This window comes from Burkholderia oklahomensis C6786 (genome assembly GCF_000959365.1).
Taxonomy (GTDB): domain Bacteria; phylum Pseudomonadota; class Gammaproteobacteria; order Burkholderiales; family Burkholderiaceae; genus Burkholderia; species Burkholderia oklahomensis.
Genome location: NZ_CP009555.1, coordinates 1,782,882 through 1,805,896 on the forward strand (window position 1 = coordinate 1,782,882; position 23,015 = coordinate 1,805,896).

Annotated in this window: 16 protein-coding genes and 1 pseudogene; 13 read left to right on the top strand and 4 right to left on the bottom strand. The window is 67.4% G+C overall.

Annotated elements, in window-relative coordinates:
* The first annotated feature begins 50 nt into the window (after positions 1-50).
* The 6 genes and pseudogenes from atpG (at position 51) to BG90_RS08015 (ending at position 5,950) form a co-directional block, all read left to right on the top strand.
* Positions 51-926 carry a F0F1 ATP synthase subunit gamma gene (atpG, locus tag BG90_RS07995; RefSeq protein WP_010107218.1) on the top strand — a complete coding sequence of 292 codons (876 nt, stop codon included), beginning with the start codon at positions 51-53 and terminating at the stop codon, positions 924-926.
* A 119-nt stretch (positions 927-1,045) separates the two neighbouring features.
* Positions 1,046-2,440, top strand: coding sequence for a F0F1 ATP synthase subunit beta (gene atpD, locus BG90_RS08000; RefSeq protein WP_025990052.1), 1,395 nt, complete (start codon positions 1,046-1,048; stop codon positions 2,438-2,440).
* 246 nt (positions 2,441-2,686) lie between these two features.
* The gene (locus BG90_RS08005) at positions 2,687-3,112 is read left to right on the top strand and encodes a F0F1 ATP synthase subunit epsilon (RefSeq protein ID WP_010107215.1); all 426 of its coding nucleotides are present in this window, start codon (positions 2,687-2,689) and stop codon (positions 3,110-3,112) included.
* A 208-nt stretch (positions 3,113-3,320) separates the two neighbouring features.
* Positions 3,321-5,048 (top strand): AMP-binding protein, encoded by a 1,728-nt coding sequence (locus BG90_RS08010; RefSeq protein WP_010107214.1) that lies wholly within the window; start codon positions 3,321-3,323, stop codon positions 5,046-5,048.
* Between the two features lie 41 nt (positions 5,049-5,089).
* Positions 5,090-5,285, top strand: a pseudogene (locus BG90_RS37800) (hypothetical protein).
* A gap of 224 nt (positions 5,286-5,509) precedes the next feature.
* The gene (locus BG90_RS08015) at positions 5,510-5,950 is read left to right on the top strand and encodes a CoA-binding protein (RefSeq protein WP_038802029.1); all 441 of its coding nucleotides are present in this window, start codon (positions 5,510-5,512) and stop codon (positions 5,948-5,950) included.
* A 29-nt stretch (positions 5,951-5,979) separates the two neighbouring features.
* On the opposite strand, the gene BG90_RS08020 is transcribed toward BG90_RS08015, so the two are convergent.
* Positions 5,980-6,759: a transporter substrate-binding domain-containing protein gene (locus tag BG90_RS08020; protein ID WP_010107211.1), complete on the bottom strand. Its 780-nt coding sequence runs from the start codon at positions 6,757-6,759 to the stop codon at positions 5,980-5,982.
* A 143-nt stretch (positions 6,760-6,902) separates the two neighbouring features.
* Here BG90_RS08020 and hemE point away from each other — a divergent pair, with 143 nt between their 5' ends.
* Positions 6,903-7,997 carry a uroporphyrinogen decarboxylase gene (hemE, locus tag BG90_RS08025; RefSeq protein ID WP_010117527.1) on the top strand — a complete coding sequence of 365 codons (1,095 nt, stop codon included), beginning with the start codon at positions 6,903-6,905 and terminating at the stop codon, positions 7,995-7,997.
* 440 nt (positions 7,998-8,437) lie between these two features.
* Positions 8,438-10,705 (top strand): primosomal protein N', encoded by a 2,268-nt coding sequence (locus BG90_RS08030; protein ID WP_038802928.1) that lies wholly within the window; start codon positions 8,438-8,440, stop codon positions 10,703-10,705.
* Between the two features lie 4 nt (positions 10,706-10,709).
* Here BG90_RS08030 and BG90_RS36660 read toward each other — a convergent pair whose 3' ends face one another.
* Positions 10,710-10,880 carry a hypothetical protein gene (locus tag BG90_RS36660; protein WP_038801142.1) on the bottom strand — a complete coding sequence of 57 codons (171 nt, stop codon included), beginning with the start codon at positions 10,878-10,880 and terminating at the stop codon, positions 10,710-10,712.
* Between the two features lie 279 nt (positions 10,881-11,159).
* On the opposite strand from BG90_RS36660, the gene putA reads away from it, so the two are divergent.
* Positions 11,160-15,089, top strand: coding sequence for a trifunctional transcriptional regulator/proline dehydrogenase/L-glutamate gamma-semialdehyde dehydrogenase (putA, locus tag BG90_RS08035; protein WP_010117521.1), 3,930 nt, complete (start codon positions 11,160-11,162; stop codon positions 15,087-15,089).
* Positions 15,090-15,173: 84 nt separating this feature from the next.
* Entirely contained in the window at positions 15,174-16,313 is a 1,140-nt protein-coding gene (locus BG90_RS08040) for a branched-chain amino acid ABC transporter substrate-binding protein (RefSeq protein WP_010107200.1), read from the top strand.
* 154 nt (positions 16,314-16,467) lie between these two features.
* Here the strand turns inward: BG90_RS08040 and BG90_RS08045 are convergent, their stop codons facing one another.
* Both BG90_RS08045 and BG90_RS08050 read right to left on the bottom strand, forming a co-directional pair.
* A complete protein-coding gene (locus tag BG90_RS08045; protein WP_010117519.1) occupies positions 16,468-17,988 on the bottom strand; it encodes a class I adenylate-forming enzyme family protein in 1,521 nt (506 codons plus the stop codon).
* Between the two features lie 56 nt (positions 17,989-18,044).
* Positions 18,045-19,685 carry an acyl-CoA dehydrogenase family protein gene (locus BG90_RS08050; protein WP_010117518.1) on the bottom strand — a complete coding sequence of 547 codons (1,641 nt, stop codon included), beginning with the start codon at positions 19,683-19,685 and terminating at the stop codon, positions 18,045-18,047.
* Positions 19,686-19,730: 45 nt separating this feature from the next.
* Here BG90_RS08050 and BG90_RS08055 point away from each other — a divergent pair, with 45 nt between their 5' ends.
* The 3 genes from BG90_RS08055 (at position 19,731) to BG90_RS08065 (ending at position 22,857) form a co-directional block, all read left to right on the top strand.
* A complete protein-coding gene (locus tag BG90_RS08055; protein WP_010117515.1) occupies positions 19,731-20,429 on the top strand; it encodes a TetR/AcrR family transcriptional regulator in 699 nt (232 codons plus the stop codon).
* Positions 20,430-20,855: 426 nt separating this feature from the next.
* The gene (locus tag BG90_RS08060) at positions 20,856-22,010 is read left to right on the top strand and encodes a pyridoxal phosphate-dependent aminotransferase (RefSeq protein WP_010117513.1); all 1,155 of its coding nucleotides are present in this window, start codon (positions 20,856-20,858) and stop codon (positions 22,008-22,010) included.
* A 52-nt stretch (positions 22,011-22,062) separates the two neighbouring features.
* Positions 22,063-22,857, top strand: coding sequence for an ABC transporter substrate-binding protein (locus BG90_RS08065; RefSeq protein ID WP_010117511.1), 795 nt, complete (start codon positions 22,063-22,065; stop codon positions 22,855-22,857).
* Positions 22,858-23,015 lie beyond the last annotated feature (158 nt).

A 23,015-nucleotide genomic window follows, 5' to 3' on the forward strand; every position in this document is an offset into this window, starting at 1 on the left:
TGGTGCGGGTCGCGTAAAGCGCCCGCCCCGCTTCGGTCAAGGAGCAAGCAATGGCTGGAATGAAGGAAATTCGCGGCAAGATCAAGAGCGTGCAGAACACGCGCAAGATCACGAAGGCGATGGAGATGGTGGCGGCATCGAAGATGCGCCGCGCTCAGGAACGCATGCGCGCTGCCCGCCCGTATGCCGACAAGGTCCGCGCCATCGCCGCGCACATGAGCCGCTCGACCCCGGAGTACCGCCACCCGTTCATGGTGGCGAACGACGGCGCGAAGACCGCGGGCATCATCCTCGTCACGACCGACAAGGGTCTGTGCGGCGGTCTGAACACGAACGTGTTGCGTGCGTCGATTCAGAAGTTCAAGGAGCTCGACGACAAGGGCCAGAAGCTCGAAGCCACCGCGATCGGCAGCAAGGGCCTCGGCTTCCTGAACCGTTTCGGCGCGAAGGTGATCTCGCAGGTCGTGCATCTCGGCGACACGCCGCACCTCGACAAGCTGATCGGCGCGGTGAAGGTGCAGCTCGATCTGTATTCGGAAGGTAAGCTGTCGGCCGTTTATCTCGCGTACACGCGCTTCATCAACACGATGAAGCAGGAAGCGGTGATCGAGCAGCTGCTGCCGTTGTCGACCGAACATTTCGACAGCAACGACGGCATGCCCGCCACGTCGTGGGATTACATCTACGAGCCGGATGCGCAGGCGGTGGTCGACGAGCTGCTCGTGCGTTACGTCGAGGCGCTGGTGTACCAGGCCGTCGCGGAAAACATGGCGTCGGAGCAATCGGCGCGGATGGTCGCGATGAAGGCCGCTTCGGATAACGCGAAGACGGTGATCAGCGAGCTCCAACTGTCGTACAACAAGAGTCGTCAGGCAGCGATCACGAAGGAATTGTCGGAGATCGTCGGCGGCGCCGCCGCTGTTTAAGCGGGCGCGCGAGCCGAGACGCTCCTTGCTCGGGCGCCCCTTATCCGGGCGACCCTGTCCGGGCGGCTCGAAACTGCGCCTTTGCGCGAGTAAAGAATCAGGTATCTAAAGGAAATGCGATGAGTACTACTGCTTTGGTAGAAGGCAAGATCGTACAGTGCATCGGCGCCGTTATCGACGTGGAATTCCCGCGCGACAGCATGCCGAAGATTTACGACGCGCTCATTCTCGATGGCTCGGAACTGACGCTCGAAGTCCAGCAGCAACTGGGCGACGGCGTGGTCCGCACCATCTGTCTGGGCGCATCCGACGGCCTGCGCCGCGGCCTCGTGGTGAAGAACACGAACAAGCCGATCTCGGTGCCGGTCGGCAAGCCGACCCTCGGCCGCATCATGGACGTGCTCGGCCGTCCGATCGACGAGGCGGGCCCGATCGAAAGCGAGCACACGCGCTCGATCCACCAGAAGGCGCCGGCGTTCGACGAACTGTCGCCGTCGACCGAACTGCTCGAAACGGGCATCAAGGTCATCGACCTGATCTGCCCGTTCGCGAAGGGCGGCAAGGTCGGTCTGTTCGGCGGTGCAGGCGTCGGCAAGACCGTGAACATGATGGAACTGATCAACAACATCGCGAAGGAGCACGGCGGTTACTCCGTGTTCGCCGGTGTGGGCGAGCGTACCCGCGAAGGGAACGACTTCTATCATGAAATGAAGGACTCGAACGTTCTCGACAAGGTCGCGCTGGTGTACGGCCAGATGAACGAGCCGCCGGGCAACCGCCTGCGCGTCGCGCTGACGGGCCTCACGATGGCCGAGCACTTCCGTGACGAAGGCCTCGACGTGCTGTTCTTCGTCGACAACATCTACCGTTTCACGCTGGCCGGCACCGAAGTGTCCGCACTGCTCGGCCGTATGCCGTCGGCGGTGGGCTATCAGCCGACGCTGGCTGAAGAAATGGGCAAGCTGCAGGAGCGCATCACGTCGACGAAGACGGGCTCGATCACGTCGGTTCAGGCCGTGTACGTCCCTGCGGACGACTTGACCGACCCGTCGCCCGCCACGACCTTCGGCCACCTGGACGCGACGGTCGTGCTGTCGCGTGACATCGCTTCGCTCGGTATCTACCCCGCGGTGGACCCGCTCGACTCGACGTCGCGCCAGATCGACCCGAACGTGATCGGCGAAGAGCACTACTCGATCACGCGCCGCGTTCAGCAGACGCTGCAGCGCTACAAGGAACTGCGCGACATCATCGCGATTCTGGGCATGGACGAACTGTCGCCGGAAGACAAGCTGTCGGTCGCCCGTGCGCGTAAGATCCAGCGTTTCCTGTCGCAGCCGTTCCACGTCGCCGAAGTGTTCACGGGCTCGCCGGGCAAGTACGTGCCGCTCAAGGAAACGATCCGCGGCTTCAAGATGATCGTCGACGGCGAGTGCGACCACCTGCCGGAACAGGCGTTCTACATGGTCGGCACGATCGACGAAGCCTTCGAGAAGGCCAAGAAGATCCAGTAAAGGTCGGGTGTAACGCAGCGGGCGCCCGTGCGTTCGCGATGACTGCCGTTTCGGCAGCGTGTCGCGGACGGGCGCCCACGTAATACGCTCAACCGTGCCTTGCATGGGACCGGAGTGAGCGCTGAAGCGCTCATTCCGGTCGACCGCCGCGGGGCCAGAGCAAGCACTGAAGCGCTGACTCTGGCCAACCGCGGCATGGGACGGGGGTCAGCGCTAAAGCGCTGACCCCCGTCGACAGGAGTCGATATGGCAACCATCAAAGTAGACGTCGTCAGCGCGGAAGAGCAGATCTTTTCGGGCCAGGCGAAGTTCGTCGCGCTGCCGGGCGAAGCGGGTGAGCTGGGCATCCTGCCGGGTCACACGCCGCTCATCACGCGGATTCGGCCGGGTGCGGTGCGCATCGAGGCCGAAAGCGGCGACGAGGAGTTCGTGTTCGTCGCGGGCGGCATTCTCGAAGTGCAGCCGGGCGCCGTGACGGTGCTCGCCGACACCGCGATTCGCGGCAAGGATCTCGATTCGGCGAAGGCCGAAGAGGCGAAGAAGCGCGCAGAGGAAACGCTGCAGAACGCGAAGTCGGACCTCGATCTCGCGAAGGCGCAGTCGGAACTCGCGACCGCGATGGCGCAGCTCGAAGCGATCCAGCGTCTCGCGAAGATCCGCGGCAAGCACTGAAGCGTTCGCGCGCATCGTCGCGCGCGTTCGATTCGCGCTTTTGCATCGAAAAGGCAGCCTTCGGGCTGCTTTTTCGTTTGGGAGCGTCCTGCGCTTTGCGGGTAACACTTGATGTCAGAGTGTCGTAAGCGGATGGCAGAATAATTTACAGAAATACGTCCAAAACGACTAAACGTTCCCAAAACGTTCTATTGGCGGAGACACTCCCATGGCAGCAGATTCAGGTGTCGGCGCGCTGATCGCGCCGCAGGACGGGCTATCGTACGTGCGCGGCTCGACCGAGGTCCCATTGAGCGAAGCGACGATCGGGCAGTTTCTGCTCGACACGGTCGCGCGCTTTCCCGAGCGGCCCGCGGTCGTGTTCCGCGAGCAGGGCATCCGCTGGACGTGGCGGGCGTTCGCGCACGAAGTCGACGTGCTCGCGGCCGCGCTGATCGGGCTCGGCATTGAACGGGGCGATCGGGTCGGCATCTGGTCGCCGAATCGCGCCGAATGGCTGCTCACGCAATTCGCGACCGCGCGCATCGGCGCGGTGCTCGTCAACGTCAATCCCGCCTACCGGCTCGCCGAGCTCGAATACGCACTGAACAAGGTCGGCTGCAGGCTGCTGATCGCGGCGGAGCGTTTCAAGACGTCCGCCTATACCGAGATGATCGTCGAGATCGCGCCCGAGCTCGCGACGCACGCGAGCGGCGAGCTGCACGCGGCGCGCGTGCCGAGCCTGCGCACGGTCGTGACGATGAGCGACGTCGCGCCGGCGGGCATGCTGAGCTTCGCCGACATGCTTGCGCGCGGCCGCGCGGCGCTCGATCCCGCCCGGCTCGATGCGATCGGCGCGACGCTCGACTGCCGCGATCCGATCAACATCCAGTTCACGAGCGGCACGACGGGCAGCCCGAAGGGCGCAACGCTCACGCATCGCAACGTCGTCAACAACGCGCGCTCGATCGCGAGCGTGATGCGGCTCACCGAAGCCGACGCGATGTGCATTCCGGTGCCGCTCTATCACTGCTTCGGGATGGTGCTGTCGGTGCTCGCGTGCATGTCGGTCGGCGCGAAGATGGTGTTTCCCGGCGCGGCGTTCGAGCCGGGCGCGACGCTCGCGGCGGTTTCCGACGAGCGCTGCACCGCGCTGCAGGGCGTGCCGACGATGTTCATCGCCGAGCTCGACCATCCCGACTTCGACCGCTTCGATCTCTCCACGCTGCGCACGGGCATCATGGCGGGCTCGCCGTGCCCGATCGAGACGATGAAGCGCGTCGTCTCGAAGATGCACATGTCCGAGGTGACGATCGCGTACGGAATGACGGAGACGAGCCCCGTGTCGTTCCAGAGCTCGACGACCGATTCGCTCGAGAAGCGCACGACGACGGTCGGCCGCATCCAGCCGCATCTGGAAGCGAAGATCGTCGACGCGACGGGCGCGATCGTGCCTGTCGGCGAGACGGGCGAACTGTGCACGCGCGGCTATTCGGTGATGCTCGGCTACTGGGACGACGAGGCGAGGACGCGCGAAGCGGTCGTCGACGGCTGGATGCGCACGGGCGATCTCGCGACGCTCGACGAAGAAGGCTTCTGCAACATCGTCGGACGCCTGAAGGACATGCTGATCCGCGGCGGCGAGAACGTCTATCCGCGCGAGATCGAAGAGTTCTTGTTTCGGCATCCGAAGATTCAGAGCGTGCAGGTGTTCGGCGTCCCCGATTCGAAGTACGGCGAAGAAGTGTGCGCGTGGATCGTGCTGCGCGCGGGCGAGACGATGACGGAAGACGAACTGCGCGAGTTCTGCCGCGGCCAGATCGCGCACTACAAGGTGCCGCGCTACGTGCGCTTCGTCGACGAACTGCCGATGACGGTGACGGGCAAGGTGCAGAAGTTCGTGATGCGCGAACGGATGATCGACGAACTGGGATTGAGCGTGCAGAAGACGGCGTGAAGCGCCGTGCACGTTTTCGATGGACGAAAAAAAGCGGGCTGATGAGCCCGCTAAAAACCACACGCTACGGGGTTAGCGCGAGGAGACCAAAGATGGAACGCATCGGCGTGGGCCGACAACGACTCCAACAAGGATGCCCCTGGGAAGGGATTCGGTACGAGACCGACGGGCTCGTTCGTTTGTGCTTGTGTCCGCTCACACGCTGCACACGAGACCGCATCCGTGTTGAAACCGTGAGAGGCATTTTGGGCGAATTACCCCACCGTCGCGGTAACAAAGTGTTTCAGGTTGTAACCCCCGCCGGATAAGGCTTTGCGGGATTTTTTACTGTTCTGAAAGGGGTGGGGAAGTCATTTTTACCGCATCGAAAAATGGCACTCTTCGAGGCCTGCCAGGCCCCTTTTACGATGTGCTAGGCTGAAGCGGTCGAGCTTTCGGGGGCCAATCAAACATGCATCGAGATGACAGCGATTTCGACTGACGCAGCCCTGAGAAAGATTTTGAAACGCGATCGGGTGATCGCGGTAGTCGGTCTTTCGGATAAACCTCATCGACCGAGTCATGAAGTCGCTGCACACATGCAGCGGAACGGCTATCGGATCGTACCCGTCAATCCGCTGCTCGCCGGCACGAAGGTGCTCGGCGAGACCGTTCATGCATCGCTTGACGACGCGCGCGTGGCGCTCGCGGCCGAAGGCGCCGAGATCGGCATGGTCGACGTGTTCCGCAAGTCGGCGGACGTGCCGCCTGTCGTCGATGCGGCGATCGAGATCCGCGCGCGTTCGGTCTGGCTGCAGCTCGGCGTCGTGCATGACGCCGCCGCTGCGAAGGCGCGCGCGGCGGGCCTCGACGTCGTCGTCGATCGGTGCGTGAAGATCGAGCATCGGCGGCTGATCGGTTAGCGCCGCCGAGCGCGCTCATCGCGCCGCCGTCACTTGAGCCACTTGTCCGAGATCGCCTGAAGCTCGCCCGTCGCGCGCGCGAGGTGCAGCCACTGATCGACGTACTGCTGGAACACGACGTCGCCGCGCGGCACCATGTACGCCTTCTCGCCGAACTGGAACGGCTTGTCCGGATGCACCGAGCACAGGCCCGGATTCAGTTTTTGCTGCAACAGCGTCTCCGACGCGTCCGTGACCATCACGTCGGCGTTGCCCGCGAGGATCTGCTTGAAGATCGTGACGTTGTCCGGAAAAACGGTGATCCGCGCGTGCGTGAAATGCTGCTTCGCAAAGCGCTCGTTCGTGCCGCCCGGATTCACGATCACGCGCGTCTGCGGCTGGTCGATCTGCGCGATCGTCTGGTAGCGCTCGACGTCCGCGCAGCGCGCGATCGGCGTCTTGCCGTCGGTCACGTACGGCTGCGTGAAGAACGCGCGCTTCTGCCGCTCGAGCGTCGTCGAGATGCCGCCCACAGCGACGTCGCATTTCGCGACGAAGTCGTTCGTGAGCGTCGGCCATGTGGTCTTCACGAACTCCGCCTTCACGCCGAGCGACTTCGCGAGCGACGCCGCCATGTCGATGTCGATTCCTTCGAATGCGCCGTCTTCACGGCGATATGTGTACGGCCTGTAGTCGCCCGTCGTGCAGACGCGCAGCGTGCCGCGCGCGAGCACGTCGTCGAGCCGCGATGCGGGCGCGGCGGGTTGCGGCACGGTCTGCGCATGGGCGAAGCCCGCCCAGCAGGCGAGCGCGAGCAACGTCTTCTTCATCGTGTCTCCTCGATACATACGTGTAGCCGGTCCGAACGCTGGATCATAACGGAGCGGCGGCGAGCGTCATATGGCCGCGAACGCTAAGCGCGGCGCCGCGTCCGGTAGAATGCCCCTTTGCGTTTCGCTTCGTCGCATTCATCGTGGCCCAGACTCTCATCAACGATACCTTCCTGCGCGCGCTCTTGCGCGAGCCGACCGACTACACGCCGATCTGGCTGATGCGCCAGGCGGGCCGCTACCTGCCCGAGTACAACGCGACGCGCGCGCGCGCGGGCAGCTTCCTCGGGCTCGCGAAGAACCCCGACTACGCGACCGAAGTCACGCTGCAGCCGCTCGAGCGCTACCCGCTCGACGCCGCGATCCTGTTCTCCGACATCCTGACGATCCCAGACGCGATGGGGCTCGGCCTCGATTTCGCGGCGGGCGAAGGGCCGAAGTTCGCGCATCCGGTGCGCACCGAGGCCGACGTCGCGAAGCTCGCGGTGCCGGACATCGGCGCGACGCTCGGCTACGTGACCGACGCGGTGCGCGAGATCCGCCGCGCGCTCACCGACGGCCAGGGCCGCCAGCGCGTGCCGCTGATCGGCTTCTCGGGCAGCCCGTGGACGCTCGCGTGCTACATGGTCGAAGGCGGCGGCTCGGACGATTTCCGCACGGTGAAGTCGATGGCGTACGCGCGGCCCGATCTGATGCACCGGATCCTCGACGTCAACGCGCAGGCGGTGGCCGCTTATCTGAACGCGCAGATCGAAGCGGGCGCGCAGGCCGTGATGATCTTCGACACGTGGGGCGGCGCGCTCGCCGACGGCGCGTACCAGCGCTTCTCGCTCGACTACATCCGGCGCGTCGTCTCGCAGCTGAAGCGCGAGCACGACGGCGCGCGCGTGCCGGCGATCGCGTTCACGAAGGGCGGCGGGCTCTGGCTCGAGGACATCGCGGCGACGGGCGTCGATGCGGTCGGGCTCGACTGGACGGTCAACCTCGGCCGCGCGCGCGAGCGCGTGGCGGGGCGCGTCGCGCTGCAGGGCAACCTCGATCCGACGATCCTCTTCGCTCCGCCCGAGACGATCCGCGCCGAAGCGCGCGCGGTGCTCGACAGCTACGGCAACCATCCGGGGCACGTATTCAACCTCGGCCACGGGATTTCGCAGTTCACGCCGCCCGAGCACGTCGCGGAACTCGTCGACGAAGTGCATCGCCATAGCCGCGCGATCCGTAGCGGGGCGGAGTCGTGATCGCAAGCGTCGCGATGCTGCGTCGCGAGGCGACGATTTTGCGCAATCACGACTAAACAGGGCGCAAGCGCCCGTCCGATGGCGTTCTTATGCTTGTCAAGACTTGACTTATGCACATTTTCCACGTTGCAGCGCGGTAGAGGGCTATATCGGCGAATAGGCTGCGCTATGGCGTCGAGAATTGGATAGCAGCCTTGCGGGATAAGGCTTCGCGGCTGGGCCGTCCGATCCGGAAAAAGCAGTGGATGGCCGTAGGCAGCGCCTTTTCGCGGTCATCGAGGGCGAGTTCTCAACAAAGTTATCCACAGGATCGGCAAACGCGCCGCGATTCTTAATGAGAATCCAAAACTTAGCGCCGAAAGTGACGTTTTACTTTAACTTCGCGGGCGTCGCGGATGCCTGGTCTGTCGGGCATTCCGGCGTTCGGCGGCGCCGCATCGATGACTGACGCGTTCGTGCGCGTCGCGCTCGACCATCCGCTGGCGACGCTGTTCGATTACCGCTATCGCGCCGACGTCCCCGCCGTGCCGGGGATGCTCGTGCAGGTGCCGTTCGGCCGGCGCAGCGCGGTCGGGCTCGTATGCGAAGTGACCGCTCACACGGACGTGCCCGCCGACCGGCTGAAGGCGGTCGACGCCGTGTGCGCGGAGCTGCCGCCGCTGTCGCGGCACTGGCTCGACCTCGTCGCGTTCGCAGCCGACTACTATCAGCGCGGGCTCGGCGAAGTCGCGCTGCCCGCGCTGCCGCAGGCGCTGCGCGACGTGCCGCGCTGGGGACGCCTCCTCGCGCCCGAGTTGCGCTACCGGCTGCTCGACGCCGGGCGCGCCGCGCTGCCGGACGCGCTGCCCGCGCGCGGGGCAGCGCTGCGCCGGCTTGCGCAGGCGCTCGCCGACGCGCCCGTGCTGTCGCTCGCGGAGGTACGCGCGCTGCATCCGAAGGCCGTCGCGGTGCTCGACGAGTGGCAGGCGCAGGGCTGGGCCGCGTGCGACGAAATCGCGATCACGGACGCCGACGCGCAGCTTGTGGATAACCCGGCGCGCGCCGCCGACCGGCGCGCGGTTGCGACGCCGCCGCAACTGACCGACCAGCAGGCCGAAGCGCTCGACGCGATCACGTCGGCGGACGGCTTCGCGCCGTTCCTGCTCCACGGCGTGACGGGCAGCGGCAAGACCGAGGTCTATCTGCGGACGCTCGCCGCGCTGCTCGAGCGGCGGCCTGACGCCCAGGCGCTCGTCCTCGTGCCCGAAATCAACCTGACGCCGCAGTTCGAGGCGGCTTTTCGCGCGCGCTTCGCGGCGACGCTGCCCGCCGATGCGATCGTCACGCTGCATAGCGGTCTCGCCGAAGGCGAGCGCGCGCGCCACTGGCTCGCCGCGCACACCGGCCGCGCGCGGATCGTGCTCGGCACGCGGCTCGCGGCGCTCGCGTCGCTGCCGTCGCTCGCGATGATCGTCGTCGACGAGGAGCATGAACCGGCTTACAAGCAGCAGGAAGGGTTGCGCTATTCGGCGCGCGATCTCGCCGTCTGGCGCGCGAAGCAGCTCGCGATTCCGGTCGTGCTCGGCTCGGCCACCCCGTCGCTCGAGACCTGGTGGCAGGCCGAGCAGGGCCGCTACAAGCGGCTCACGCTGTCGAAGCGCGCGGTCGCCGACGCCGTGCTGCCGTCGGTGCGGCTCGTCGATCTCGAAGAGGAGCGGCGGCGCGGCCGCGCGTCGATGGGCGGGCTGTCGGGGCCGCTCGTCGCCGCGCTGAAGGCGCGGCTCGAGCGCGGCGAGCAGAGCCTCGTGTTCCTGAACCGGCGCGGCTACGCGCCCGCGCTCGCGTGCGACGCATGCGGCTGGGTCGCCGGCTGTCCGCGCTGCAGCGCGTATGTCGTGATGCACAAGCCCGAGCACGCGGTGCGCTGCCATCACTGCGGGTGGGAGGCGCGCATTCCGCGGTCGTGCCCGGAATGCGGGAATGTCGACATCGCGCCGCTCGGCCGCGGCACGCAGCGCGTCGAGGAGACGCTCGCGCACGCGGTGCCCGGCGCGCGGATCCTGCGCATCGACGCCGACAGCACACGCCGCAAGGGCAGCGCGCAGGCGCTCTTTTCGGACGTGCACGCGGGTGAGGTCGACATCCTCGTCGGCACGCAGATGATCGCGAAGGGGCACGACTTCCAGCGAGTGACGCTGGTCGGCGTGCTGAACGCCGATACCGCGCTCTTTTCGCATGATTTCCGCGCGAGCGAGCGGCTGTTCGCGCAGCTGATGCAGGTGAGCGGCCGCGCGGGGCGCGCGGGGCTGCCGGGCGAGGTGCTGATTCAGACCCGCTATCCGCGCCACGCGCTGTATCACGCGCTCGCGCGGCAGGATTACGTCGGTTTTGCGAGTTCGACGCTCGGCGAGCGGCGCGACGCGCATCTGCCGCCGTTCGTCTATCAGGCGCTGCTACGCGCCGAAGGGCGCACGCTCGACGCGGCGCTCGCGTTCCTGCAGCAGGCGGCCGACGCGTTTTCGACGCTGCCGGGCGCGGATCGCGTGACGGTCTACGACGCCGTGCCGATGACGATCGTCAAGGTTGCGAACGTCCATCGGGCGCAACTGCTGATCGAGAGCGCGTCGCGCGCGGTGCTTCAGCACACGCTGCGCGCGTGGCAGCCGCTGTTGCGCGAGCTGAAGGGCGTGCTGCGCTGGAGCGTCGAAGTCGATCCGCTCGACATCTGACGCGTCATTCGTGCGCTTCGCGCAGCGCGGCGAGCGGCGCGTCGCGCTCGCATGCCTCGGCGTCGTGCGCGCGGCCTAGCGCCTGGAAGAACACCGCCGACGCGCGGTGTACGAATACGATCGCGCCCGCGATCCAGGCCGCGAGCACGATGCCGATCACTACCCATCCGTCCATCTAGTTTCTCCTTCGCGTCCGCGGGCGGCGGGCGCAAATTAAATATCACGTCAGATTGTTCCGAAAATCGAGCCGTCAAAATTGACAGGATCAGGGAAAATACCGATCGATCAAATTGGTGCATGCGGTTCGTATTTTTCGATAACGCATTGATAGTAAAGAGAATTGTCTGGGTGCAACCGGTTGTGTGATCTGGTTGCACCTTTTTATTGGGTGTCTTACGATTTTGCGATCTTTTAAAGTCCTTGGCCGGCATTGGGCTGGCGCTAGAAGAAAATCATGGCAAGCACCACACTGGGCGTCAAAGTCGACGATCTGCTCCGTTCGCGTCTGAAGGACGCGGCGTCGCGGCTCGAGCGCACTCCTCACTGGCTGATCAAGCAGGCGATCTTCGCGTATCTCGAGCGGATCGAGCATGGTCAGCTGCCGCCGGAGCTGTCCGGCCACACGGGCGTCGCCGATCTGTCCGACGGCCACGCCGACGGCGACGAAGACGGCGTGCCGCACCCGTTCCTCGAATTCGCGCAGAACGTGCAGCCGCAGTCGGTGCTGCGCGCGGCGATCACGGCCGCGTACCGGCGCCCGGAGCCCGAATGCGTGCCGTTCCTGATCGGCGAGGCGCGGCTGCCCGCGAGCCTCGCGTCGGACGTCCAGTCGATGGCCGCGAGCCTCGTCGAGGCGCTGCGCGAGAAGAGCTCGGGCGGCGGCGTCGAAGGGCTGATCCACGAATTCTCGCTGTCGAGCCAGGAAGGTGTCGCGCTGATGTGCCTCGCCGAAGCGCTCTTGCGCATTCCCGATCGCGCGACCCGCGACGCGCTGATCCGCGACAAGATCAGCAAGGGCGACTGGCGCTCGCACGTCGGCCATGCGCCGTCGCTCTTCGTCAACGCGGCGACCTGGGGCCTGATGATCACGGGCAAGCTCGTCACGACGAACAGCGAAGCGGGCCTGTCGTCGGCGTTGACGCGCCTGATCGGCAAGGGCGGCGAGCCGCTGATCCGCAAGGGCGTCGACATGGCGATGCGCCTGATGGGCGAGCAGTTCGTGACGGGCGAGACGATTTCCGAAGCGCTCGCGAACAGCCGCAAGTTCGAAGCGCGCGGCTTCCGCTACTCGTACGACATGCTCGGCGAAGCGGCGACGACCGAAGAGGACGCGCTGCGCTACTACGCGTCGTACGAGCAGGCGATCCACGCGATCGGCAAGGCGGCGGGCGGCCGCGGCATCTACGAAGGCCCGGGCATCTCGATCAAGCTGTCGGCGCTGCATGCGCGCTACTCGCGTTCGCAGCAGGAACGCACGATGAACGAGCTGCTGCCGCGCGTGCGCTCGCTCGCGCTGCTCGCGCGCCGCTACGACATCGGTCTGAACATCGACGCCGAGGAAGCGGACCGGCTCGAGCTGTCGCTCGATCTGCTCGAGGCGCTGTGCTTCGATTCGGAGCTCGCCGGCTGGAACGGCATCGGCTTCGTCGTGCAGGCGTATCAGAAGCGCTGCCCGTTCGTGATCGACTATCTGATCGACCTCGCGCGCCGCAGCCGTCATCGCGTGATGGTGCGGCTCGTGAAGGGCGCGTACTGGGATTCCGAGGTCAAGCGCGCGCAAGTGGACGGCCTCGAAGGCTATCCGGTCTATACGCGCAAGATCTACACCGACGTGTCGTACCTCGCGTGCGCGAAGAAGCTGCTCGCCGCGCCGGACGCCGTCTATCCGCAGTTCGCGACGCACAACGCGTATACGCTCTCCGCGATCTACCACCTCGCCGGCCAGAACTACTATCCCGGCCAGTACGAATTCCAGTGCCTGCACGGAATGGGCGAGCCGCTCTATGAAGAAGTCACCGGCCGCGACAAGCTGAACCGCCCGTGCCGCGTGTACGCGCCCGTCGGCACGCACGAGACGCTGCTCGCGTACCTCGTGCGCCGCCTGCTCGAGAACGGCGCGAACACGTCGTTCGTGAACCGGATCGCCGACAAGTCGGTGTCGGTGAAGGAGCTCGTCGCCGACCCGGTCGAGGAAGCCGCGCAGGTCGTGCCGCTCGGCGCGCCGCACGCGAAGATCCCGCTGCCGCGCGAGCTGTACGGCGCGGCGCGCCTCAATTCGATGGGCCTCGATCTGTCGAACGAGCATCGGCTCGCGTCGCTGTCGTCGGCGCTGCTCGCGAGCGCGCATCATCCGTGGCGCGCCGCGCCGATGCTCGCCGACGACGCGCTCGTGAACGCCCCCGCGCGCGACGTGCGCAATCCGGCCGACCTGCGCGACGTCGTCGGCACGGTCAGCGAGGCGACGCCCGAGCAGGTGAGCGCGGCGCTCGCGCACGCGGTCGCGGCCGCGCCGATCTGGCAGGCGACGCCCGTCGACGCGCGCGCCGACTGCCTCGCGCGCGCGGCCGACCTGCTCGAAGCGCAGATGCACACGCTGATGGGCCTGATCGTCCGCGAGGCGGGCAAGTCGCTGCCGAACGCGATCGCGGAAATCCGCGAAGCGGTCGACTTCCTGCGCTACTACTCGGCGCAGATCCGCGACGAGTTCTCGAACGACACGCACCGTCCGCTCGGTCCCGTCGTCTGCATCAGCCCGTGGAACTTCCCGCTCGCGATCTTCATGGGCCAGGTGGCCGCCGCGCTCGCGGCCGGCAACACGGTGCTCGCGAAGCCGGCCGAGCAGACGCCGCTCATCGCCGCACAGGCGGTGCGCCTGCTGCGCGACGCCGGCGTGCCGGCGGGCGCGGTGCAGCTCCTGCCCGGCAACGGCGAGACGGTCGGCGCGGCGCTCGTCGCCGATTCCCGCACGCGCGCGGTGATGTTCACCGGCTCGACCGAGGTCGCGCGCCTCATCAACAAGACGCTGTCGTCGCGCCTCGATCCGGACGGCAAGCCGATTCCGCTGATCGCCGAAACGGGCGGCCAGAACGCGATGATCGTCGATTCGTCGGCGCTCGCCGAGCAGGTCGTCGCCGACGTGCTGCAATCGTCGTTCGACTCGGCCGGCCAGCGCTGCTCCGCGCTGCGCGTGCTGTGCCTGCAGGACGACGTCGCCGATCGCACGCTGACGATGCTGAAGGGCGCGATGCGCGAGCTCGCGCTCGGCAATCCGGACCGGCTGTCGGCCGACGTCGGCCCGGTGATCGACGCCGATGCGAAGCGCACGATCGACGCGCACGTCGCGGCGATGAAGGACAAGGGGCACGCGGTTACGCAGCTCGACATGCCGCAAGCCTGCGCGCAGGGCACGTTCGTGCCGCCGACGATCGTCGAGATCAACAGCGTCGACGAGCTGAAGCGCGAAGTGTTCGGCCCGGTGCTGCACGTCGTCCGCTATCGCCGAAGCGCCCTCGACAAGCTGCTCGAGCAGATCCGCTCGACGGGCTACGGCTTGACGCTCGGCATCCACACGCGGATCGACGAGACGATCGCGCACGTGATCGGCCGCGCGCACGTCGGCAACATCTACGTGAACCGCAACGTGATCGGCGCGGTGGTCGGCGTGCAGCCGTTCGGCGGCGAAGGGCTGTCGGGCACGGGGCCGAAGGCGGGCGGCGCGCTCTACCTGCAGCGCCTCCTCGCGACGCGCCCGGCCGGTCTGCCGAAGTCGCTCGAGGCGTCGCTCGTCGTCGATGCGCCGCAGGACGACGAGTCGCGCGATAATCCCTCCGCCGCGCTGACCGCGCTGCGCGACTGGCTGCTCGAGCAGCGCGAGCCGGCGCTCGCCGCGCGCTGCGACGGCTATCTGTCGCACGTGCTGGCCGGCGCGACGGCGGTGCTCGCAGGGCCGACAGGCGAACGCAATACGTATACACTCGGCGCGCGCGGCACGGTGCTGTGCATCGCGGCGACGCCGAGCGGCGCGCGCGCGCAGTTCGCGGCCGTGCTCGCGACCGGCAACCGCGCGCTCTTCGCGGGCGCGGCGGGCGAGGCGCTCGCGGCGGCGCTGCCGGCATCGCTGAAGTCGCACGCGAGCGTGCGCAAGCAGGCGGACGCGGCGTTCGATGCGGTGCTGTTCGAAGGCGACAGCGACGAGCTGCTCGCGCTCGTGAAGGAAGTCGCGCAGCGTCCGGGGCCGATCGTATCGGTGCAGGGCGTCGCGGCGGGCGCGTTCGAGAACGGCGACGACGAAGACTACGCGCTCGAGCGGCTCCTGACGGAGCGCTCGGTGAGCGTGAATACCGCGGCGGCGGGCGGCAATGCGAATTTGATGACGATTGGCTGAGCAATCCTTGCCCTTCGCCTCAAGAAACGGAAGCGGCAAGGCGAACCCGAAGTCGCTCCATTTACCCTGGTACTAGGAGAAGATATGCAACACACGATGAAAAAGCTGGCAGGCGCGACGTTCGTCGCGGTCATGTCGCTCGCGGGGACGGCGCACGCGGATGACGTCAAGATCGGCTTCGCGGCGCCGATGACGGGCGCGCAGGCTCACTACGGCAAGGATATGCAGAACGGCATCGTGCTCGCGATCGAGGACTTCAATGCGACGAAGCCCACGATCGGCGGCAAGCCGGTGAAGTTCGTGCTCGACACGCAGGACGATCAGGCCGACCCGCGCACCGGCACGACGGTCGCGCAGAAGCTCGTCGACGACGGCATCAAGGGCATGCTCGGCCACTTCAACTCGGGCACGACGATCCCGGCATCGCGCATCTACGCGAACGCGGGCATCCCGCAGATCGCGATGGCGACGGCGCCCGAGTACACGCAGCAGGGCTACAAGACGACCTTCCGGATGATGACGTCCGACACGCAGCAGGGCTCGGTCGCGGGCACGTTCGCGGTGAAGGATCTCGGCATGAAGAAGATCGCGATCGTCGACGACCGCACCGCGTACGGCCAGGGTCTCGCCGACCAGTTCGAGAAGGCGGCGAAGGCGGCGGGCGCGACGATCGTCGACCGTGAATTCACGAACGACAAGGCCGTCGACTTCAAGGCGATCCTGACGAAGCTGAAGGCGTCGAAGCCGGATCTCGTCTACTACGGCGGCGCGGATTCGCAGGCTGCGCCGATGGCGAAGCAGATGAAGTCGCTCGGCGTCGCGGCGCCGCTGATGGGCGGCGAGATGGTGCACACGCCGACGTTCCTGAAGATCGCGGGCGACGCGGCCGAAGGCTCGATCGCTTCGCTCGCCGGCCTGCCGCTCGGCGAAATGCCCGGCGGCAAGTCGTATGCGGACAAGTACAAGAAGCGCTTCGGCGAAGACGTGCAGACGTACTCGCCGTACGCGTACGATGGCGCGATGGCGATGTTCAACGCGATGAAGAAGGCGAACTCGACCGATCCGGCGAAGTACCTGCCGCTGCTGTCGAAGACCGACATGGCGGGCGTCACGTCGACGCACATCGCGTACGACACGAAGGGCGACCTGCGCAACGGCGGCATCACGATCTACAAGGTCGAGAAGGGCGAGTGGAAGCCGCTCAAGAGCATCGGCGGCAAGTAAGCGTCGCGCGTGGCGCGGACGTCGCGTGGCGGCGTCCGTTTCGCGTCCCGGTATCGACGAGCCCCGGATCTGCGCAGGCAGGTTCGGGGCTTCGTTTTTTTGCGGCCGGATTCTTGTGGCCGGGCGGGCGTCGAAGCGTCGCGCCGCCGCCGCGTCATGCGCCGCGCGCGCGCAGCAAATGCTTCTGCAGCTTGCCCGTCGGCGTGCGCGGCAGACGTTCGGCGAACACGTATTCGCGCGGGATCTTGTACGCGGCGAGCCGCTTCGCGCAGAACGCGCGCAGCGCGTCGGCATCGACCGCATCATCCGCACCGCTCGCTGCGTGCAGCACGACGTGCGCGACCACGGTCTCCCCCCATTCCGGATGCGCGCGGCCGATCACCGCGGCTTCCGCGACGGCCGGATGCGCGGTCAGCACGTCCTCGACCTCCTTCGAATAGACGTTCTCGCCGCCCGTCACGATCATGTCCTTGATCCGGTCGACGACGAACAGATAGCCGTCGTCGTCGATGCGCGCGACATCGCCGCTCCGATACCAGCCGCCGTCCACGAACGCCGCGCGCGTCGCGTCGGGATCGTCGAGATAGCCGAGCATCATGCTGTCCGCGCGCAGCCGGATTTCGCCGATCTCGCCCGGCCGCGCGTCGTCGCCCGATGCGGTCACGACCCGCACGTCGACGCCCGGCGTGCCCTGCCGGCCGATCGAGCCCGCCTTGACGGTCTGCTCGAACGGATGGAGCACGGTGCCGGCCGGGCCCGTCTCGGTCATCCCGTACACCTGATAGAACGCCTCGCTGCGGTACGCGCGCATCAGCCGGCGCGCGACGTCCGCGCCGATCGGCCCGCCGCCGTACAGCCATGCGCGCACGCTGGTGAGATCGAACGACGCGAAGTCGACAATCGTATCGAGCGGCAGCGTGTACGACACCGGCGCGCCGAAATACAGCGTCGCCTGCTCGGCCTCGACCGTCTGCAGGAAGTGCAGCGGATGATAGTCGCGCATCAGCACGACGGTGCCGCCCACATAGAGCGTCCCGCCGAACCAGTTGTTGAGCGGCGACGCGTGCCAGATCGGCATCGCCATCAGCGTGCGCTCGCGCTCGGTCATCGACAGCGCGAGCGCGCTCGTCAAGGCGGCGAGCGTGACTGTCCGGTGGCTGTGCAGGCAGCCCTTCGGGCGTCCCGTCGTGCCCGACGTGTAGAGGATCTCGGCGAGCGCCGCGTCGTCGGGCGTGCCGGACGCGATGCCGCTCGCGTCGGCGACGAGGCGCTCGAACGACGCGGCGCCGCCCGCATCGCCTTCGGTCATGAGACGATGCGCGCCGTGGCCGACCTTCGCGAGCACGGGCGCGAGCGCGGCGTCGAACAGCACGACGCGGCTCGCGCTGTGGCCGAGGATGGCGTCGACTTCCGGCGCCTGCAGCTTGTGGTTGATCGGCACGACGACCGCGCCGATGCGCCACGCGCCGAGCAGCAGGTCGAAGAACGCCGGCGTGTTGAAGCACATCGCGGCGACGCGCTCGCCCGGCGCGACGCCGAGCGCGGCGAGCACGTCGGCCGCGCGCCGCGAGCGACGATCCATCTGCGAATACGTGATCGTCGCGCCGTCGTAGCGCAGGAACGGCTTGTCGGGCGTTGCGCGCGCGGCGCGGTCGAGGGCGGCAATCAGGTTCATCGCTTCGGATTCCTTGCTTGCGGCGGACGTGGCGCGGAAAGGCGCGCCGCGCTCGGTCACGCGGCGTACGCGCGTTGCAGCAGCGCGGCGACGTCGACGCGGCGCGAATCGAGCGCGCCCGTCACGCGGCCCCACACCGGCTCGCCAAAGCGCGTCGTGATAAAGCCGTCGCTGACGGCGGCGGGCGCCGCGTCGAGCAGCAGGCACGCCTGCGCGACGAGCGCGATGCGCTGCGCGAGCACGCGGCCGAGCGCTTCGCGCGCATCGGGCGGCGTGCCGAGCAGCGCGCGCAGCGCGTCGAGCTCCGCACGAATCCGCGCATCGCGGCCGCCGAGCGCGTGCAGTTCGTCGACGAGCGCGTGCGCCGCGTCCGGCTCGCGCGAGATCGCGCGCATCACGTCGAGGCACATCACGTTGCCGGAGCCTTCCCAGATCGAATTGACGGGCGCCTCGCGGAAGAGCCGCGCGATCGGGCCGTCGTCGACGTAGCCGTTGCCGCCGAACACTTCCATCACTTCGCCCGCCGCCTCGACCGCTCGCTTGCAGACCCAGAATTTCGCGGCCGGCGTGACGATGCGCGTCCACGCCGGTTCGCGGCGCTCGAACGCCTGCGCGAGCCGCATCGCGAGCGCGAGCGCCGCTTCGCTCTCGAGCGCGAGATCGGCGAGCACCGCGCGCATCAGCGGCTGCTCGGCGAGCGCGCGGCCGAACGCGTGACGCTGTCGCGCATACGCGATCGCCTGCACGAGCCCCTGGCGCAGGATCGCCGCGCTGCCGAGCACGCAGTTCAGGCGCGTGTAGTTCGCCATCTCGATGATCGTCGGAATGCCGCGGCCTTCTTCGCCGAGCATCACGCCCCATGCGTCGTCGAGCTCGACCTCGCTGCTCGAGTTGCTGCGGTTGCCGACCTTGTTCTTCAGCCGCTGGATCAGCACCGCGTTCTTCGTGCCGTCCGGTCGCCAGCGCGGCACGTAGAAGCACGACGGGCCGCCCGACTCGGTGCGCGCGACGACGAGGTGCGCGTCGCACATCGGCGCGGAGAAGAACCACTTGTGGCCGCGCAGCAGATAGTCGCCGCCGCGGCCGCCCGCGCCGACGGGCGCTGCGACCGTCGTGTTCGCGCGCACGTCCGAGCCGCCCTGTTTTTCGGTCATCCCCATGCCGAGCGTGATCGACTGCTTCGCGTCGATCGGCACGTCGCGCGGATCGTGGACGTCGCTGTAGAGCTTGTCTTTCAGTTGTGCCCACAGCGCGGGCTCCTTCTGCAGGACCGGAATGCCCGCTTGCGTCATCGTCGCCGGGCACAGCGTGCCCGCCTCGATCTGGCCGTGCAGATAGAAGCCCGCCGCGTTCGCCGCCCAGCGGCCCGCGCGCGCGTCGCGGAACGCGAGCGAGATCAGGCCCTGCCCGCGATAGAGACCGAGGAGCGCATGCCAGCTCGGATGGAAATCGACGCGGTCGATCCGGCGGCCGCGGCGGTCGAACGCATTCAGCTCGGGGACATGGCGGTTCGCGTCTTCGGCCCGCTGCGCGGTGTCGCGCGCGCCGAGCCGCGCGCCGTACGCGTCGAGCCGCGGCGCGGCCCACGACGCGCCCGCGCGTTCGAGCGCTTCGCCGAGCGCAGGGTCGGTCGCGAAGAGGTTATAGTCGATTAATTCGTCGAACTGGTTGCTCACCGCGTGGGTCGACCAGGCCATGATGGTGTCTCCGTGTCGTTGTTCGGCTCGATCAGGTTAGCAAAGATGACTTCGCGACATGTTCAGGTTTCCGCGCATCCCGACAAGACGATCGCGCAGCCGCAGCCGGCCTTGCGCCGCCGCCCGCGCCAGCGGCGCGCGCACGCGAGCTCGGAGGCGCTGCAGCAGGGGTTTGTTCGGGTTTGGCTCGAGCGCGGCTACGCGAAGGCGACGATCCGCGAGATCGCCGCGGTTGCGGGTGTGAGTATCGGCACGTTCTACGAATATTTCGGCGACAAGGAAAGCCTCGCGGCGCTCACGATCCACCACTACGTGAAGGCGCTCGCGGCGCGGATGCGCGGTGTCGTCGATGCGCGGCGCGGCGCGACTTGCCGGGCGATCGCGGCTGCGCTCGTCGACGCGCAGGTCGATGTGGTCGAGCAGGACGCGCGCGTGTGGGCTGCGATCTTCACGCTTGAGCGCAAGGTTTCGCCGATCGACGCGTATCGCCGGCATTACGACGACTACGTCGCGCTGTGGCGCGACGCGTTCGCGGGGGCGAGCGATGCGCCGGCGAACGCGCGGCTCGACGTGGCGGCGCGCGTCGCGCATGCGTTGTGCTACGGGTGGGTGTCGCAATCGCTGCTGACGCAGGGCGCGGGCATCGACGTCGCGCAGTTGCGCGGCGAGCTGCACCGGGCGGTGGACGCGTATCTTGCGGCGGGGGCGGATGCCGGCGCCGGCGGTGACGCGCTTACTGGTTGAGCCGGGCCGGATGTCTTGCCGCTGATGACGGAGATGTCGATGGGCGCTGCGATGCGGTCGCAGCGCTTTTCTCATTGACGTCGATGAGCTTCCCGCGGGCTTCGTACGCGTCGAACGCGTGATCGGCAGACCCGTCGGGCGGCGAACCGCTGAACCGCCGAACCAGCCGGCTGTATAGAGCGCATTACAGCGACCACGGCATCACCGGCATCGATCATCCGAAGTCTTCTCCCAACGCTCCAGCCCGCATCGGACAACATAGCCCTCCGCCGTCTCACGTCGCCCGTTCTCCCGAGTCATGAGTTTTCCTCATGCCTGCCATGACGAACTTTCGATTGCCGCGGGAAATTGGCTCAGGCCAAATCCGCGTCGTTGCCCCGCGCGTCGGCGATGACCGGCGCGCCAGTCCAGGAGAAAGGAGGACCCATGCAGAGCGCCGCCGCGCCCCGCTCGAAGCTGCCCGACGTCGGCACGACGATCTTCACGGTCATCGGCCAGCTCGCCGTCGAACACCAGGCGCTGAATCTGTCGCAGGGCGCGCCGAACTTCGCGCCCGATCCGGCGCTCGTCGAGCGCGTCGCCCGCGCGATGCGCGACGGACACAACCAGTACGCGCCGATGGCGGGCGTCGCCGCGCTGCGCGAGGCGCTCGCCGTCAAGACCGAGCGCCTGTACGGCGGGCGCTACGATCCGGAATCCGAAATAACGGTCGTCGCGAGCGCAAGCGAAGGGCTCTACGCGACGATCAGCGCGCTCGTGCATCCTGGCGACGAGGTGATCTACTTCGAGCCGTCGTTCGACAGCTACGCGCCGATCGTCCGCCTGCAGGGCGCGACGCCCGTCGCGATCAAGCTGTCGGCCGATGGCTTTCGCGTGAGCTGGGACGAAGTGGCCGCCAAAATCACGCCGCGCACGCGGATGCTGATCGTCAACACGCCGCACAACCCGACCGCGACGATCTTCGGCGGCGCCGACATCGCGCGCCTCGCGCAGCTCACCGCGGGCACCGGCATCGTGGTGCTGTCCGACGAGGTGTACGAGCACGTCGTGTTCGACGGCGCGCGCCATCACAGCATGGCGCGCCATCGCGCGCTCGCGGAGCGCAGCGTGATCGTGTCGTCGTTCGGCAAGTCGTATCACGTGACGGGCTGGCGCGTCGGCTATTGCCTCGCGCCCGCCGAGCTCACGCGCGAGCTGCGCAAGGTCCATCAATTCATGACGTTCGCGGCAGACACGCCGATGCAGCACGCGTTCGCCGAAGCGCTCGCCGAGCCGTCGAGCTATCTCGCGCTCGGCGCGTTCTACGAGCGCAAGCGCGATCTGCTCGTGCGCGAGCTCGCCGGCTCGCGTTTCGAGCTGTTGCCGAGCGAAGGCTCGTTCTTCATGCTCGCGCGCTTTCGGCATTTTTCCGACGAATCCGACGCCGATTTCGTGCTGCGCGCGATCCGCGACGCGCGCGTCGCGACGATTCCGCTGTCCGCGTTCTATGCGGACGGCACGAACACCGGCTGCATCCGCCTCAGCTTTTCGAAGGACGACGCGACGCTGATCGAAGGCGCGCGCCGCCTGTGCAGCCTCTGACGCGCGTGCCGCGCCGATCCGGACAAGACCCCGACCTCAAGGAGAATCATCGATGAAACGACTGCAAATCTGCCTGGCGCTCGCATGCGCATTGGGCGTCGTCACGGGCTCGGGCGCGGCGCGCGCCGAGGCTGCGCAAACGCTGCGCTTCGGTCTCGAAGCGCAATATCCGCCGTTCGAATCGAAGGCGGCGACGGGCGAGCTGCAAGGCTTCGACATCGACGTCGGCAACGCCGTCTGCAAGGAGGCGAAGCTCTCGTGCAAGTGGATCGAGACGTCGTTCGACGGGCTGATTCCGGCGCTGCAGGGCCGCAAGTTCGACGCGATCAACTCGGCGATGAATGCGACGGACCAGCGCCGTCAGGCGATCGACTTCACGACGGTCATCTACCGCGTGCCGACGCAACTGATCGCGCGCGCGGACAGCGGCCTCCTGCCGACGCCGGAATCGTTGAAGGGCAAGCGGATCGGCGTGCTGCAGGGCTCGATCCAGGAAGCGTATGCGAATGCGCATTGGGCGGGCGCGGGCGTGCGGGTCGTCGCGTATCAGGACCAGAACCAGGCGTACGCGGACCTCACGGCGGGCCGCCTCGACGGCACGCTCGTGCTCGCGCCCGCGGGCCAGCGCGGATTCCTGTCGCGGCCGGATGCGAAAGGCTTCGCATTCGTCGGGCAGCCGGTGCGCGACGACAAGATTCTGGGAAGCGGCATCGCGTTCGGGCTGCGCAAGGGCGACGATGCGCTGAAGACGCGCCTGAACGCCGCGATCGACAAGCTGAAGGCGGACGGCACCGTGAAGACGCTAGGCCGGAAGTATTTCGGCGACATCGACATTTCGACGAAGTGAAGGGGTGGTGCGATGAACGAGCGGACGACGCGCGACGCGGCGGACGATGCGGGCGATGCGGCCGCTGCGGATGAAGGCGGCGAGGGGGATGTCGCAGCCCATGGAGCCGCGGTGAGCGAGTCGGCCGGATCCATTCCGTTATCCGAAGCATCTCGAAT